Source organism: Macrococcus brunensis, from assembly GCF_022343725.1.
GTDB classification, from domain to species: Bacteria; Bacillota; Bacilli; order Staphylococcales; family Staphylococcaceae; genus Macrococcus; species Macrococcus brunensis.
Map to the genome: position 1 here is coordinate 1,739,763 of NZ_CP092179.1, position 16,200 is coordinate 1,755,962.

The 16,200-nt window shown below is 42.8% G+C and carries 14 protein-coding genes; 3 read left to right on the top strand and 11 right to left on the bottom strand.

What is annotated here, in order from left to right; genetic code table 11:
• The first annotated feature begins 84 nt into the window (after positions 1-84).
• Together MGG13_RS09160 and MGG13_RS09165 are read left to right on the top strand one after the other, a co-directional pair.
• On the top strand, positions 85-768 hold the full coding sequence (locus MGG13_RS09160; RefSeq protein WP_239034669.1) for a hypothetical protein: 684 nt from the start codon (positions 85-87) through the stop codon (positions 766-768).
• A gap of 86 nt (positions 769-854) precedes the next feature.
• A complete protein-coding gene (locus MGG13_RS09165) occupies positions 855-2,123 on the top strand; it encodes an MFS transporter (RefSeq protein ID WP_239034670.1) in 1,269 nt (422 codons plus the stop codon).
• A 39-nt stretch (positions 2,124-2,162) separates the two neighbouring features.
• On the opposite strand, the gene gatB is transcribed toward MGG13_RS09165, so the two are convergent.
• The 3 genes from gatB to gatC are packed head-to-tail and all read right to left on the bottom strand — an operon-like array spanning position 2,163 to position 5,347.
• Positions 2,163-3,590 (bottom strand): Asp-tRNA(Asn)/Glu-tRNA(Gln) amidotransferase subunit GatB, encoded by a 1,428-nt coding sequence (gatB, locus tag MGG13_RS09170; protein ID WP_239034671.1) that lies wholly within the window; start codon positions 3,588-3,590, stop codon positions 2,163-2,165.
• Positions 3,591-3,602: 12 nt separating this feature from the next.
• Complete coding sequence (gene gatA / locus MGG13_RS09175) at positions 3,603-5,048, bottom strand: Asp-tRNA(Asn)/Glu-tRNA(Gln) amidotransferase subunit GatA (RefSeq protein ID WP_133431541.1); 1,446 nt, start codon at positions 5,046-5,048, stop codon at positions 3,603-3,605.
• Positions 5,049-5,050: 2 nt separating this feature from the next.
• The gene (gene gatC / locus MGG13_RS09180) at positions 5,051-5,347 is read right to left on the bottom strand and encodes an Asp-tRNA(Asn)/Glu-tRNA(Gln) amidotransferase subunit GatC (protein ID WP_133431540.1); all 297 of its coding nucleotides are present in this window, start codon (positions 5,345-5,347) and stop codon (positions 5,051-5,053) included.
• Between the two features lie 151 nt (positions 5,348-5,498).
• On the opposite strand from gatC, the gene putP reads away from it, so the two are divergent.
• The gene (gene putP / locus MGG13_RS09185) at positions 5,499-7,034 is read left to right on the top strand and encodes a sodium/proline symporter PutP (RefSeq protein ID WP_239034672.1); all 1,536 of its coding nucleotides are present in this window, start codon (positions 5,499-5,501) and stop codon (positions 7,032-7,034) included.
• 42 nt (positions 7,035-7,076) lie between these two features.
• On the opposite strand, the gene MGG13_RS09190 is transcribed toward putP, so the two are convergent.
• From MGG13_RS09190 to purB, 8 genes are all read right to left on the bottom strand, one after another.
• Positions 7,077-8,252 carry a CamS family sex pheromone protein gene (locus MGG13_RS09190; protein ID WP_239034673.1) on the bottom strand — a complete coding sequence of 392 codons (1,176 nt, stop codon included), beginning with the start codon at positions 8,250-8,252 and terminating at the stop codon, positions 7,077-7,079.
• A gap of 9 nt (positions 8,253-8,261) precedes the next feature.
• Complete coding sequence (ligA, locus tag MGG13_RS09195) at positions 8,262-10,250, bottom strand: NAD-dependent DNA ligase LigA (protein WP_420827894.1); 1,989 nt, start codon at positions 10,248-10,250, stop codon at positions 8,262-8,264.
• Between the two features lie 3 nt (positions 10,251-10,253).
• Positions 10,254-12,398 (bottom strand): DNA helicase PcrA, encoded by a 2,145-nt coding sequence (pcrA, locus tag MGG13_RS09200; protein ID WP_239034675.1) that lies wholly within the window; start codon positions 12,396-12,398, stop codon positions 10,254-10,256.
• 5 nt (positions 12,399-12,403) lie between these two features.
• On the bottom strand, positions 12,404-13,096 hold the full coding sequence (pcrB, locus tag MGG13_RS09205) for a heptaprenylglyceryl phosphate synthase (RefSeq protein WP_239034676.1): 693 nt from the start codon (positions 13,094-13,096) through the stop codon (positions 12,404-12,406).
• A 90-nt stretch (positions 13,097-13,186) separates the two neighbouring features.
• A complete protein-coding gene (locus tag MGG13_RS09210) occupies positions 13,187-13,858 on the bottom strand; it encodes a M15 family metallopeptidase (protein WP_133431534.1) in 672 nt (223 codons plus the stop codon).
• Positions 13,859-13,923: 65 nt separating this feature from the next.
• Positions 13,924-14,220 (bottom strand): YerC/YecD family TrpR-related protein, encoded by a 297-nt coding sequence (locus MGG13_RS09215; protein ID WP_133431533.1) that lies wholly within the window; start codon positions 14,218-14,220, stop codon positions 13,924-13,926.
• A 62-nt stretch (positions 14,221-14,282) separates the two neighbouring features.
• Positions 14,283-14,537, bottom strand: a complete 255-nt coding sequence (locus MGG13_RS09220) for a hypothetical protein (RefSeq protein ID WP_239034677.1) — start codon at positions 14,535-14,537, stop codon at positions 14,283-14,285.
• A 336-nt stretch (positions 14,538-14,873) separates the two neighbouring features.
• Positions 14,874-16,169, bottom strand: coding sequence for an adenylosuccinate lyase (gene purB, locus MGG13_RS09225; RefSeq protein ID WP_239034678.1), 1,296 nt, complete (start codon positions 16,167-16,169; stop codon positions 14,874-14,876).
• Positions 16,170-16,200 lie beyond the last annotated feature (31 nt).

Genomic DNA, 16,200 nt, shown 5'->3' on the forward strand with positions numbered 1-16,200 from the left:
TAAATTATAAACATTTTAGTTCTCTCTTACTAGCAATTTCATATTTATGTTAAAATAATAGTATTGAAATCATGGAGGATTCAGATGAAAAATATACTCTTCTGGCTTTATGTAGTACTAGCAGTCTTATTAATCGGTTTCGGTTATATTTACTGGCAATCAAACGTGTCGCCCAGCCATTCCGACAGTAAAAGTAATCAAACAGAAATGAAAAAAACAGCTTTTAAAGACAAGTCACTTCAAAATATTTATAATAAAAATAAAGAGATGAATATCACTCTTCTTTCTACACCTTACCAAGTCACAGATGATAATCAAAGCTTAGCTCAGACGCTTCGTGATCACTATCCATCACTGAAGATAAATGAACAAATGATCGAGACAGCGAGTGATAAAATTGATGTCGGCAAACTGAAAGATGCAAAACCTGATGTTGTTATACTTGATGCCATGACACTCAATGATTTTACGGAGAAAGTTCCTGCTCAAGCGCACAATAAACAGCTTTCTAAAATTGTCGATGACCTTAAATCAGATCATATCGAAGTCCGAGTGATTGGCACTCGTCCTTCAACGGATAAAGCATTCAAGACTTATCAGAAAGAAGAAGAAAACTATTTCGAGGATTCTAAAACTTATTATACACAGTCGAAAAAATGGGCAAAAGATGACCTCGAAGAAAGCTATGACGCTAAAACAGAACTTCTGACTGATCAAGGTCTCGATATCTGGTATGCCAATCTCACAGACTATCTCTTCAAAAAGTAAATTTCATATATTTTGCATCTACCCGATTAAATCTTATTTTAACGGGTAGTTTTTTTGTATTAAAGAGCGGAGCGGAGAGAACAATAATGGATAAAAAACTGCAAAGAAAAGTACTGACAGCAAGCCTTGTCGGCTCATCAATAGAATGGTTTGATTTCTTTCTTTATGCTTCAGTAGCAAGCGTGATCTTCAGTAAACACTTTTTTGTGACAGGTGATCCTGCTGTCTCGACCATGATTTCCTATTTCGGTATTGCGATTTCATTCTTTATTCGTCCCTTAGGCGGCGTTATTTTCGCGCATATCGGCGACCGAATGGGCCGCAAAAAAACACTGGTGATGACGTTGACCATGATGGGTGTTGCCACTGTCTGTATCGGTCTGCTCCCTACATATGAAACAGCTGGTATATGGGCACCGGTCCTTCTCCTGCTCCTTCGTTTAGTGCAGGGACTGGGTATCGGCGGTGAATACGGTGGATCATTACTGCTCGCAACAGAGTATGCACCGCATGACCGTCGCGGCTTTTACGGCAGCTTTCCACAGCTCGGCGTCCCGATAGGTCTTGTACTCGGATCACTCGCCTTTTTTATTATGACGTCTATTCTGAATGATGAGCAGTTTACGCTGTACGGCTGGCGTATTCCTTTTATCATGAGTGGCTTTTTTGTCGCTTTCGGTCTCTGGATCAGAACAGGTCTTGAAGAAACACCCGATTATAAGGCAGCTGTCAAAAATGGTTCTGTCCCGCGTATTCCGTTACTTTATACGTTTAAGCACCACTGGAAAGAAGTCATTATTACCTGCTGCGCTAAATTTGTGGAAACAGCACCTTTCTACTTGTTTTCAACATTTATTGTCGGTTACGGTACCAAAACGCTCGGTTTTTCCTTTGATACGATTATGCTCATCGTTCTGACAGCGGCAAGTATAACAGTCTTCATTATTCCGCTGTATGGTCGTCTGAGTGACCGTATTGGACGTAGAAAACTGTATCTGGCAGGCAGCGCCGGTATTATTCTGTTTGCATTTCCATATTTCTTATTGATTGATCAGCGGTCCGTTCTCCTGTTATTCCTGGCGACTTTCATCGGTTTAAGCGTCATCTGGTCTCCTCTCGCTGCTGTTCAAGGTACACTGTTCTCTGAAGCCTTCTCTAAAGAAGTCAGATATACAGGTGTGTCACTCGGCTACCAGGTCGGTGCAGCACTTGCTGGCGGGACTGCGCCACTGATAGCAGAATATCTGACCAGTCATTATCACAGTACTTATCCCGTTGCGATTTATCTTGTTATTGCTGCGAGTATCTCATTCATTGGCGTACTCACGCTGAATAAACAATCATCCCACGTATAAAAAAAGCTGATATGACCTGAGTCATATCAGCTTTTTTTATTATCTTTTTTCCAGTTCTTCTTTCAGAATCTGGTTAACGAGTTGCGGGTTTGCCTGTCCTTTTGAGATCTTCATGATCTGACCGATAAGGAAGCCCATTGCTTTACCTTTACCGTTCTTGAAGTCTTCGATAGACTGTGGATTCGTATCAAGTGCTTCAGTGACAAATGCACGTAGCTGTTCTGGATCAGACACTTGTACAAGCCCTTGTTCTTCCATAATGACTTTCGGTGCTTTACCTGTCTCAACTGTATCTGCAAAGACTTTTTTCGCGATTTTACTTGAGATTGTACCATCAGCAAGCAGTTTCACCATTTCAGCGAGGTTAGCAGGTGTTAAAGCTGTTTCGCCTAAGTCTTTCTGGTTTTTGTTCAAGTATTCATTAACGCCGCCCATCAGCCAGTTAGATGACAATTTAGCGTCTGCACCGAGCTTCAGCGTTTCTTCAAAGAAGTCAGACATCTCTTTAGTCAGTGTCAGGACATGTGCATCATATGCAGGCAGACCATATTCATTTACATATTTTTCTTTACGCGTATCCGGCAATTCAGGAATAGATTCGCGGACACGTGCTTTCCATCCTTCGTCGATGAAGAGAGGCACTAAGTCAGGCTCTGGGAAGTAACGGTAGTCATCTGATCCTTCTTTGACACGCATCAGAATCGTTTTACCTGTAGACTCATCAAAACGACGTGTCTCCTGAAGGATCTCTCCACCCGCAAGCAGAACTTCTGCCTGACGTTTTTCCTCATGTTCTAAACCACGACGAACGTAGTTGAAAGAGTTCAGGTTTTTAAGTTCTGTCTTCGTACCGAATTCTTCACGGCCAGCTGGACGAAGTGAAATATTAGCGTCACAACGAAGTGAACCTTCTTCCATCTTACAGTCAGAGACGCCTGTATACTGGATGATTGCTTTTAACTTTTCAAGGTAAGCATAAGCTTCTTCCGGTGTACGGATGTCGGGTTCAGAGACAATCTCAACAAGCGGTGTCCCCTGACGGTTTAAATCCACTAGTGAATGACCGTCTTTATGGGTCAGTTTACCGGCATCTTCTTCCATGTGAAGACGCGTGATACCGATACGTTTTGTTTCGCCGCCTACTTCGATGTCAATATAGCCGTTTTCACCGATCGGCTCATCAAACTGTGAAATCTGATAAGCTTTCGGATTATCCGGATAGAAGTAGTTTTTACGGTCAAATTTAGTTTCTGTTCTAATATCCATGTTCAGCGCCATCGCTGCACGCATCGCCCAGTCTACTGCTGTACGGTTGACGACTGGCAGCACTCCAGGATAACCCAGGTCGATGACACTAACATTTGTATTCGGTTCTGCACCGAAATGGGCAGGTGAACTTGAGAACATTTTAGATTCAGTTTTCAGTTCAACGTGGACTTCAAGTCCGATTACTGTTTCGAAATGCATTTCATCGTCTCCTTATAATGTTTGATAACGGTCGTGTAAGTTGAATTTTTGTTCATACTGATAAGCAACATTGTAAAGCTTCTGCTCATCAAACGGTTTACCGATGATCTGCAGTCCGATTGGGCGTCCGTTCTCTTCACCACATGGTACAGAAATAGAAGGTAGACCCGCTAAGTTAACAGGGATTGTCAGGATATCATTCGCATACATTGTCAGTGGATCATTGATTTGCTCACCGATATTAAATGCAGGTGTCGGTGCAACAGGTCCAACGATGACATCGTAGTCAGCAAAGACTTTTTCGAAGTCCTGTTTGATTAGTGTACGGACTTTCTGTGCCTTTTTATAGTAGGCATCATAATAACCAGAACTCAGGGCATATGTACCGAGCATGATACGACGTTTCACTTCGTCACCGAAGCCTTCTTGACGAGTCTTCTTGTAGAGTTCCTCTAAGTTCTGAGCACCTTCTGCCTGATAACCGTAACGGATACCATCAAATCGTGCCAAGTTAGCAGATGCCTCTGAAGACGCGATGATGTAATACGTCGCGACACCGTATTTAGCGTTCGGCAGGGACACTTCTTCAATCGTCGCACCCAGATTGCTTAATTCCTGAATGGCTTTTTCTATAGAAGCTTTCACTTCCGGTGAAACACCTTCGCCTAAATATTCTTTAGGCACTGCCACACGGAGACCTGTTAAATCTTTGTCAATGTTAGACGTGAAGTCCACATTATCAACTGGTGCACTTGTTGAATCCATCTTGTCATGACCTGCGATGACTTCAAGTACTGTCGCATTATCTTTGACGTTACGTGTTAATGGTCCAATCTGGTCTAGTGAAGAAGCGAAGGCAACTAAGCCGAAACGAGAAACACGGCCATAAGTCGGCTTCATCCCGACAACACCACAGTATGACGCAGGCTGACGAATAGAACCACCTGTATCAGAACCTAAAGTGAAAGGTACTAAGCTTGCTGCAACTGCTGCTGCACTACCACCTGAAGAGCCACCTGGTACTGCTGTGTGGTCGAATGGATTGACTGTCTTTTTGTAGTGAGAGTTCTCTGTAGAACCACCCATCGCAAACTCATCCATGTTAAGTTTACCGACAAGTACAGCATTTTCATGATTCAGTTTCTGCATGACTGTAGCATCGTAAACCGGGTCAAAGCCTGTCAGAATTTTAGAGGCACAAGTTGTCTCAACATTTTTAGTGACGATGTTATCTTTAATCCCCATCGGAATACCGAAAAGTTTACCTTCTGGTGACTGATTATCAAGTGCTTCTGCTTTTTTCATCGCATTCTCTTTATCAAGTGCGAGGAATGAATTGATGATACCATCTTCTTTTTCGATGTTTACGAAAGTATCTGCGATCAGTTCTGATGGTTTGATTTCTTTGTTGTGAATCATCTTGGATAATGATTCGATTGATTCATATCTTAATGACATTCTTATTCTCCTCCTAAGATTGAAGGCACACGGAACTGACCATCTTCTTTAACCGGTGCATTTTTCAGTACTTCTTCCTGGCTTAAACTTTGTTCCGCTGTATCAGGACGTAGAACGTTCTGCAGGTCCAGCACGTGGAAAGTCGGTTCAACGTTTTCTGTATCCACTTCTTCCAGCTGATTGGCAAAGTTCAGAATCGCCTCAAGCTGTCCGCTGAATTTAGCCGCTTCTTCTTCAGTAATTGCAAGACGTGCTAAATGGGCAACGTGTTTAACCTGATCATTTGTAATCGTTGTCATTTTTATCCTCCTAAGCATGTATAGCATCTATAAATTTTATCAAATTTACTGCAAAAAATCTAAAAAAACTAAAAATAGTTATATGAAAACGCTTTAACGCAATATATAATTAATCATGTAATAGAATATTCATAAGTTTGGAGGAAAACAAATGATTTTAGGACATACTTTTCAAAACGTCAAAATCGAAGCCACTTGGATGACTTACGTCATGATTGCCGTTTATTTCTTAATTCTCCTAGGTATTGGTTATTATGCATATAAGCAATCGACAAGTACGCTCGATGAATATATGCTTGGTGGCCGTAGCCTCGGCCCTCTTGTTACTGCCCTCTCTGCCGGCGCAGCTGATATGAGTGGCTGGATGCTGATGGGATTACCTGGTTCTGTTTATTCAACAGGTCTATCAGCTACATGGATTGCGATCGGACTGACTATCGGTGCCTGGTTAAACTACATCTTAGTCGCACCACGTCTTCGCGTATATACAGAGTTAGCTGATAACGCGATTACAATTCCCGATTTCTTTGAGAAACGCGTAAGTGACCATACACGTATCTTAAAAATTATTTCTGGTTTAGTTATCATCATCTTCTTTACGCTTTATACACAGGCCGGTATGGTTTCCGGTGGTGTCTTATTCGAAAGTGCATTCGGTCTTAACTACCACTGGGGCTTAATCTTAACAGCAGGCATCGTCATCATCTATACGCTTTTTGGGGGTTACCTCGCTGTGTCACTGACTGACTTCTTCCAAGGGGTCATCATGCTGATTGCTTTAGTCATGGTGCCGATTGTAGCCATGCTTAAATTAAATGGTCTTGATACATTAGGAGACGCGGCAACACTTGAACCGACAAACCTTGACTGGTTCAAAGGGACTACGACTATCGGTATTATCTCACTCGTAGCCTGGGGTCTCGGTTACTTCGGTCAGCCTCATATTATCGTTCGTTTCATGTCGATTAAAACACATAAAATGCTGCCGGCTGCACGCCGTATCGGTATTTCATGGATGGCCGTTTCATTAATCGGTGCTTGTATGACCGGTTTAGTCGGTATTTCATTCATCCACGAATCTGGTCAGAAGCTGGATAATCCAGAGACTATCTTCGTTGTGATGAGTCAGATTTTATTCCATCCGCTGATTGCCGGCTTCTTCTTAGCAGCCATCCTGGCAGCGATTATGAGTACGATTTCTTCACAATTACTCGTAACATCTAGTTCGTTAACACAGGATTTTTACATGTTACTCCGTAAAACAAATATTCAGGACACTTCTCGCGAGAAAGAATTTGTTCTTGTCGGCCGTCTGTCAGTATTACTCGTTGCGATTGTCGCAGGTGCAATTGCCTGGAATCCTAATGATACAATCTTAAACTTAGTAGGTAATGCCTGGGCAGGCTTTGGGGCTGCATTTGGTCCATTAGTCCTTCTGTCATTGTACTGGAAAGGCCTGACAAAAGAAGGTGCCATTACAGGTATGATCCTAGGATCTCTTACAGTCATCTTCTGGATTATCATGAAAGCACCAGAACAGCATGCCGCAATATTCGACTTATACGAAATCATCCCAGGCTTCTTAATCAGTCTGATTTCAACAGTTCTTGTCAGCATGATGACAAGAAAACCAGAACAACGTATTCTTGATGAATTCGATGAAATGGTTCGTATCGTTAAAAGTTAATACAAAAAAAGTCTTGTCCCCAAACCGGAGACAAGACTTTTTTTATTGCTGGTAAATATGAATATTCTGGTCACTGCCTTTTTCCTTCGTAATTAGGGCAAGTGGTTTGTTGTTATCGACAACAGAAATCTCGTAGCTATCCAGGCCATCAAAATACTTCTTAGACTGGTCTGCAATATGCTGAGTGACACCAATTACTTCAGCTTTGCCGAAGTAATCAAGCGGGATACTGATAGTCAGTGAACTGATTTTCTTATCCACTACATGTGCAGAGCCTATCGCCTGTGTGAAGTTCGGGAAATAGTTACTGAGCGACTCATTAAACTGTTTAAAGTTATTATTCAGACCTTCATCAATCTTTTCAGCTTCAGCAGAAGGCAAGAGTATATGGTCTTCGTCTATACTTGTCCACTTCTTGATGTTATCTCCTTTATCGCTCGTTCCATATGCGACAAAATGACCTGGCGTAATGCTTTCCGCTGATGACTGAACAAATATTGCAAAAGTAATCGGCAAGTCTTTCAGTTCCGACTTCACTCTTAGACGTGACAATATTTCATCCGCCATCTCTTTTCCTTTTGCGGCACTGATCTTCGGATCAAGCTTCTGGCTGTATACTTCGCCGTACTGTTCTTTCTGATAATAATAGACGCTGTTCATCGCGAGACCAATCGTCATGCCAGACAGTTTGTCTTTCTTCGCATCTTCTTCAGTATAGAAGTCCTGCTCCAGAATGTGAGATAAGTAAGCAGGTGAGTTCTGAGCAATTTTAACGGGATCCGTTTCACCTTTGTGAGATGGGTTTAACCCGAAATTCGCGTAAGCATTTCGTTCGATTCGTGTATCTTCATCCATCGCATCAATTTCTTCTTTCGTGAACTGGGGTTCAAGATAGCTCTGCACAGCTTCTTTAGTGAGCAGCTGACCGTCGCGGAAGAAGTATTCGTCTGGTGAATAGACTTTCTGACTGATATTCAGTAGCCCATCTTCAAATGCTTCACCGTTATAAGCGCTTGCCATATTCGTGCTCGTCAGACCACGTGCCTGGCTCTCCTTAAACGGAAGAAGTGTGCGGTAATATTCCTTTGAAATCTGAGCATCTGTCGCAATCTGTTTTTCATCTTCTGTCTGATTGGTCTTACTATTATTATGGTCACCGTTATCACTGCAGCCTGCTAGTAGCAGGGCGGATAACAGTAGTAATGATGCTTTTTTCATACGTTCACCTTAACCTATTTCCTGTAGTTTGTTGATGAGTTGTTCTTCGCTCCAGACTTCAATGCCGAGAGACTCTGCTTTAGCGAGTTTACTGCCAGCTTCCTCACCTGCAATAACAAGATCCGTCTTCTTCGTCACACTGCTCGTCACTTTGGCACCGAGTGATGTCAGTTTCTCAGATGCTTCTGTTCTTGTCATAATCTCAAGCTTACCGGTCAGTACAATGGTCTTATCCATAAATTCTGTATTGCTGACCACTTCAACTTTTGTGCCAGTATAAGTCATGTTGACACCAGCTTCTTTCAGTTTCAGAAGCAGTTCTCTCATATCTTCATTATGCAGATACGTGACGACTGACTGTGCTATCTTATGACCGATTTCATGGATTGCTGTCAGTTCTTCTTCTGTAGCTGCTGCCAGTTTTTCCATAGAACCGTATTCCTCTGCTATAATACGGCTTGCTTTTGCACCTAGATGTCTGATGCCGAGTCCAAAGAGCAGACGCTCCAGTGAGTTAGCTTTAGACGCTTCAATCGCCTGCAGCAGTTTATCGACTTTCTTGTCCGCCATGCGCTCAAGCGGCAGTAGATCTTCACGTTTCAAATAGTAAATATCTGCGACATCGCGGATCAGCTCTGCCTGGAACAGCTGTTCAACGATACGTTCACCGAGTCCGTCAATATTCATCGCCTGGCGTGACACGAAGTGAATCACACCTTCAACAAGTTTCGCTTCGCAGGCCGGATTGATACAGCGTAGTGCTACTTCTCCTTCAATACGTACTAGTTCATGACCACAGGCCGGACAATGTTCAGGCATATGGTAAGGCACGGCATCATCAGGTCTCCGGTCAAGGACAGGTCTGACGACTTCGGGAATAATATCACCCGCTTTACGGATAATAACTTCATCACCGATACGGATATCTTTTTCCCGGATGAGGTCTTCATTATGAAGGGATGCACGGCCGACTGTCGTCCCTGCAACTTTAACAGGTTCAAGGATAGCGGTTGGTGTCACTGCACCTGTACGTCCTACTGAGATTTCAATATCCCTCAGCTTCGTCATGACTTCTTCTGCCGGGAATTTGTAGGCAATCGCCCAGCGAGGAGATTTAGCAGTGAAGCCAAGTTCTTCCTGCTTTGCAAGATCATTGACTTTAATGACGATTCCGTCGATATCATACGCCAGATTGTTCCGTTCTTCTGTCCAGTGCTGGATATAGTCCAGTACTTCATCGATATTTTTGCATAATTTTCGTTCGTGATTCGTCTTAAAACCGATATCATCCAGCTTATCAAGTGCGGCACTCTGTGACGGCACATCCAGCTCACGTAAATCGTTCACACTATAGAGAAAGATGTCCAGCTTGCGTTTAGCAGCAAGCTTGGAGTCCAGCTGTCTGAGTGAACCTGCTGCCGCATTACGCGGATTCGCTGCAAGCGGTTCACCGTTCTTCTCTTTTTCTTTGTTGAGATTGATGAACGACTGGCGAGGCATATAGGCTTCGCCGCGCACTTCAAATGTTAAAGGATCTTTTATCACAAGCGGCACTGCGTAAATTGTCTTGATGTTCTCAGTGATATTCTCTCCTGTTGTACCATCGCCGCGCGTCAGTCCTTGGACAAAGCGACCATCCTGGTATTTCAGGGAAACTGCAAGTCCATCTATCTTCAGCTCTACCATATAATCCACTTGACCGGCACTTTCTACAACGCGACGGTCAAATGCACGTAAGTCTTCTTCGTTAAATGCATTGCCGAGACTAAGCATCGGCGTATCATGTTTCACCTTTTCAAACGATGATAGGGGTGTTCCCCCTACTCGGACAGTCGGTGAATCCGCTGTCTTCAGATCGGGATATTCTTCTTCAATCGCGATGAGCTCATGCAGCAGCTTATCGTATTCACTGTCAGGAACAGACGGCGTATCCAGCACATGATATTCATAGTTATACCGGTGCAATAAACGGTGTAATTCATCTACTCTTTGCTGCATCATTTACTCCTTCTTTTGAATCGGTGCGAACTGGCTTAACAGACGCTTCATACCGACAGATTTAAAAATAATGTCCAGTTCCTGTGAACCCTCTTTATCAGTCACATGACTGACAAGACCCTCACCCCATGTTTTATGGATGACTTTATCCCCGATTTTATATTCGCCTGGTGCAGGTTTATTATTCGTTGTCCGTCTTGCGAAACCTCTTTTCTGAATCACTGTCTTCTTACCCTCCAGCAGATCTTCAGGAATCTCATCCAGGAAACGAGAACGGCGATTGGCCTGACTACGTCCGAAAAGTGTCCGTGAGTCAGCGTGTGTGACATGTAGATGCTCTTCAGCACGCGTAATTGCCACATACATTAAACGGCGTTCCTCTTCCATTTCCGATTCTTCCGACAGACTTCTCGAATGAGGGAAAATAGACTCTTCCAGACCGGCGATAAAGACGACCTTGAACTCCAGACCTTTAGCAGAGTGAATGGTCATGAGTGTAATACCCGCTTCTAGATCTGCACTGTCCACATCGCTGACCAGTGATAAATCTGTCAGGAAATTGACGAGTGACTGCTCTTCAATCGGCGTATTTTTCTCGTAGTCCTGAGGAACACTGAGAAACTCTTCCAGGTTTTCAAGACGTGACTGTGATTCAAGCGTTCGATCTGCTTTCAGCATATCCATATAACCTGTCTTCTCCATGATCTGTTCCGTCAGTTCTGTGATAGACAGAAACTCCTGCTGCTTCATAAAACCATCCATCATATCATAGAACTTGACTAGCGCTTCAGTAGTCTTCTTCGGCAGTCCGATGAAATCCACTTCTGCAAGCGCATCAAAGTAGCTCAGACCATTCATCTCTGCATATGCTGTAATCTTATCCAGTGCACCTGGTCCTACCCCACGTTTCGGTGTATTGATGATACGCGCAAAGCTGATGTCTTCATTGCTGTTCGCCACAAGTCTCAGATAACTTAAAATATCTTTGATTTCTTTACGGTCGTAGAACTTGGTCCCGCCGACCATCGTATAGCTGATATTTGATTTAAGCAGTGTTTCCTCCAGCACACGGGACTGTGCGTTCGTCCGGTAAAGAATAGCCATATCATCCAACCGGTAGCCTTCCCGCTGCTTATTCTGTACTTCAGAGATGATATATTCCGCTTCATGACGCTCGCTCTGTGCTTTGAAGTACTTGATTTTACTGCCTTCATCACTTTCAGTCCATAATGCTTTTGGTTTTCGTTCTGAATTATGTCTGATGACTTCATTCGCGGCATGCAGAATATTTTTCGTGGAGCGGTAGTTACGTTCGAGGAAGATTGTACGGGCATTCTGATAATCTTCCTCAAAGCTCAGAATATTGTAGATATCTGCACCACGCCAGCCGTAAATGGATTGGTCGGAGTCACCGACGACGCAGATATTTTCAAACTTTTCTGCGAGCATCTTCACTAGGAGGTACTGCGCTCTATTCGTATCCTGATATTCATCGACATGAATGTACTGGAATTTATTCTGATAATAGCTTAGTGCTTCTGGTGCACGTTCAAAGAGTTCGATTGTTGTCATGATGAGATCATCGAAATCCAGCGCCTGATTTTTCAGCAGAATAGACTGATAGCGTTTATACGTTCTTGCGACAATCTGCGCCATAAAATCATTCGCTTCTTTTTCAGCATCTTCCGGTGTCTTCAGTTCATTTTTCAGATTTGAAATCTGGGCAAGCAAGGTGCGGGGTTCATAACGTTTCGGATCGATGTTCTCCTGCTTCAGTACTTCTTTCATGACTGAACGCTGATCGGTCGGGTCAATAATCGTGAAATTCCGCTCAATACCGATTCTATCGCTGTCACGTCTCAATATGCGGACACACATCGAATGGAATGTTGAGATCCATACCGCTTCAGCTTCTTCGCCAATCAGATGCTGCACACGTTCCTTCATTTCTTTTGCTGCTTTATTCGTGAACGTAATCGCGAGTATATTATAAGGGTTAACGTCTTTTTCCTGTATCAGATAGGCGATGCGATGCGTTAGCACCCGCGTCTTGCCTGAACCCGCACCTGCCATGATCAGCAGGGGGCCTTCTGTCGCTTTGACAGCTGCACGCTGTTCTTCGTTCATTCTATTCAGTAATTCATTCACAGGAATTATCCTTTCTTTCCTTTGATTTTAACGGTCTCGAGGGCCTTCTTCAGGTCGCTGTAGATGATGTTACCGACAACTATTGTATCTGCATACTGGAACATCTCTTCAGCCTGTGCCAGTGACTCAATACCACCGCCATAAATAAGACGCGTATTCTCAAGCGCTGATTTCAGCTCGGCAAGCTTCTTCACCTCTCCATATGTACCACTGTATTCAACATAACAGACCGGCAATCGGTAAAAGTGTTCAATCATCTGCCCGTAAGCATAGAGATCCTCACCACTCAGGGTCGTATCTGCTGCTGTCAGCTTTGCGACCTTGCTGTCAGGATTCAGAACGATATACCCCTCCATCGTGAAATCTTCAAAATTCAGCATGTGACCATAAGCTTTCAGCGCTTCAATCAACAGGCCATTATGAAACTGGACGTTCGGACTGTTAAGAACAGTTGGCACCAAATAACGGTCAAAGCCTGGAATCACGCTCTCAAGATTAGAGATTTCGAGCGCACAAGGAACTGTGTAGCGACGGACACGTGCCATTAAATCGAGCACATTATCCATCGTCACATCATCTGTTCCGCCTACGATAATCGCATCTGTTCCTGATTCACATAGACGCTGCAACGACTCATCATCAATTGTTTTAGCAGGATCAAGTTTGAAGACATGCTGCCAGTCATTTATCTCATACATATAGAAACTCCTTTTAAAGACATATTTATAATTATAGCATTTTAAAGAAACGATAACGAAAAAAAGCCAGTCCGACTGACTGACTTTCTCTTACTTGACTAACCCAAAATACTCTTCTAACGTTAATCCGCTTTTATAGACATCCTGCGCCAGATCATCACCCAGATAACGGATATGCCAAGGCTCATACTGATAACCGGTAATATGCTCTTTTCCTTTTGGATAGCGTATGATGAAACCGTAGTTCTGCGCATGAGTCTGGAGCCATTTTCCCTCTGGTGTGTCACCGAAAGAAATCGTGAAATCTTTGACAGACTCACGGCTACCGAGGTCGAAAGCAAGGCCGGTCTGATGTTCAGAGTGGCCGGGCTCTGCGCTATAAGTATCCGCAGCGGCCTTACCGTCTCGTGCAACATAATTATGATACAGCACATCCTGTTCATCATAACTTCTGAAGCCACTTCTGATGGCAAAATTCAGCCCTTCCGCAGTTCCTGCTGTCATCAGCTTATCCAGTGCCGCTCTTGCCTCAGCATTCTCACCTGGAGCATAATCTGCCGGCAGACTGATTGATTTATTGACGATAATCGTATCGCCATAATAAGTGACACCGTCTACAACAGATTTCTCTTTTGAAGACAGCCATTTTTCCAGTGGATTGATTTGTTTAATATTGTCGATTACTGACAGATGCTGTTCAGACTGTTCACTGCAACCTGCGAGCAAAAAAGCAGCCAATCCTGCGATTAATAATCTTTTCATGATAGCCCTCATTTCGACTTCATTATAAAATAAAAATGGTACTGAATCAATTCAGTACCATTTTTTTACTGTTCTTCGCCCAGACGTTCCATCACCATCGTGTACGCATCATTTCCCCATTGTAATGAGCGTTTCACCCGTGAAATAGTCGCAGTAGACGCACCTGACTCTTTTTCAATTGTTGCATAAGTATGACCTTGCTTGATCATCTTAGCGACCTGCATACGTTGTGATAATGAATGTAATTCATTCACCGTACATAAGTCATCAAAAAACTGGTAGCATTCTTCACGATTTTCGAGAGCAAGAATTGCATCGAATAAATCATCAAGACGCTTCCCTCTTAATTTTTCAATTTGCATTCCGTTCATCCCCTTGAAAGATATAGTCTAAGTTTAACGCACTACTGGACTGAAGTACAGTATTATTCATGGTCAGTTATGTGCTCTTTACCTTTCGGTGTTAAGTAAGCTGTACTCGCATCCATCATCGTATAAGTATCTTCTACTTTTCTAAGCAGAATATCCTCTGCCAGCTTATTCTTTTTAATATAAGAAAGCGCATCTCCCACTTCTTCGCGCTCTAAATCCAGTCCACTCGTTGTCACTGGTTCGTTGTTATCAATATGGTTCAGAATTGTTTCAACATTCTCCTGATTCACTGCTCTCACCTCACTCATATATCATTGCATTTAATAAGTATAATACATTAAAATGTCTAAAAAATATAGTAAGTGCAGATGAAAAAAGACCTCTGCAGCAGTGCCAGAGGTTAACTTTTTACTAATTACAACTGACCTTTTTTAGTCGTCCATTTATCGCTAAACTGTTTCTTTCATCTTCCTTGCTCTAAAAAAGAATACATCATTGCTAGTATTAAGTTTAGCGTACCACAACTAAAATGTTAAAAATAGTAAAATTTAGAAGTGAGCCATTTTTATTTAGTATCTTTTTATTTTATTCAGAACAGACAAAAACCCTTGTGCACTCAATGTTCACAAGGGTCTCATTAACTATTATTCTAATCCTGCACGCTTGAACAATGTATCCACTTGGTTCAGGTGATGGTTTTCATTGAAACATTCATCCAGTTCTGCTGGTGAGAGCAGCTCTGTGATTTTATCTTCTTTTTCAATTAATTCACGGAATGGTGTTTCTGTCTGCCATGATTCCATTGCTTTCGGCTGTACTAAGTCGTATGCTTCTTCACGTACCATGCCTTTGTCGATCAATGTCAGCATGACGCGTTGTGAATAAATTAAACCGAATGTCTTATTCATGTTACGTTTCATGTTTTCTTCGTAAACCGTTAAGTTCTCGATGATGTTAGCAAAACGGTTTAATGCGTAGTCAAGTGCAATCGTCACGTCTGGCAGCATGATACGTTCTGCTGATGAATGTGAGATGTCACGTTCATGCCATAATGGTACGTTTTCATAAGCTGTCGTCACATAGCCACGGATAACACGTGCGATACCTGTGATGTTCTCTGAACCGATCGGATTACGTTTATGCGGCATTGCTGAAGAACCTTTCTGTCCTTTAGCAAATGCTTCTTCTACTTCACGTGTTTCTGTTTTCTGAAGGTTACGAACTTCAACAGCAAATTTCTCGAGTGATGTTGCGATTAAAGCAAGTGTTGCAACATAATAAGCATGACGGTCACGTTGTAATGTCTGTGTTGAAATTTCAGCAAAATCGATGCCCAGTTCTTTGCAGACATACGCTTCAATTTCTGGCGGGATATTCGCAAATGTGCCGACTGCGCCGCTCATTTTACCCACTTCGATTTCTTTACGAACTTCTTTGAAACGTTTCATGTTACGCTGCATTTCCATATACCAGAGTGCCATTTTCAGACCGAATGTTGTAGGTTCTGCATGCACACCGTGTGTACGTCCCATCATAAGCGTATTCTTGTATTTCAGTGCTTTGACTCTTAACACTTCGATAAAGCGTTCAAGATCCTTCTCGATGATGTCATTCGCCTGCTTAATAACGTAGCTAAGTGCTGTATCAACCACATCTGTACTTGTCAGACCGTAATGTACCCATTTACGTTCTTCTCCGAGTGTTTCACTGACCTGACGCGTAAAAGCAACCACATCATGACGAGTTTCAAGTTCGATTTCTTTTGCACGTTCAACATTTACGCGTGCATTCTGACGAATCAGTTTGACGTCTTCTTCAGGAATCACACCTAACTTGCTCCAAGCTTCACATGCTAAGATTTCTACTTCCAGCCATGCTTCAAAACGGTTCTGCTCACTCCAAATATCAGCCATTTCTTTTCTTGAGTAACGTTCAATCATCCGTATTCTCCTATCTGATTAGTAGTCGCCT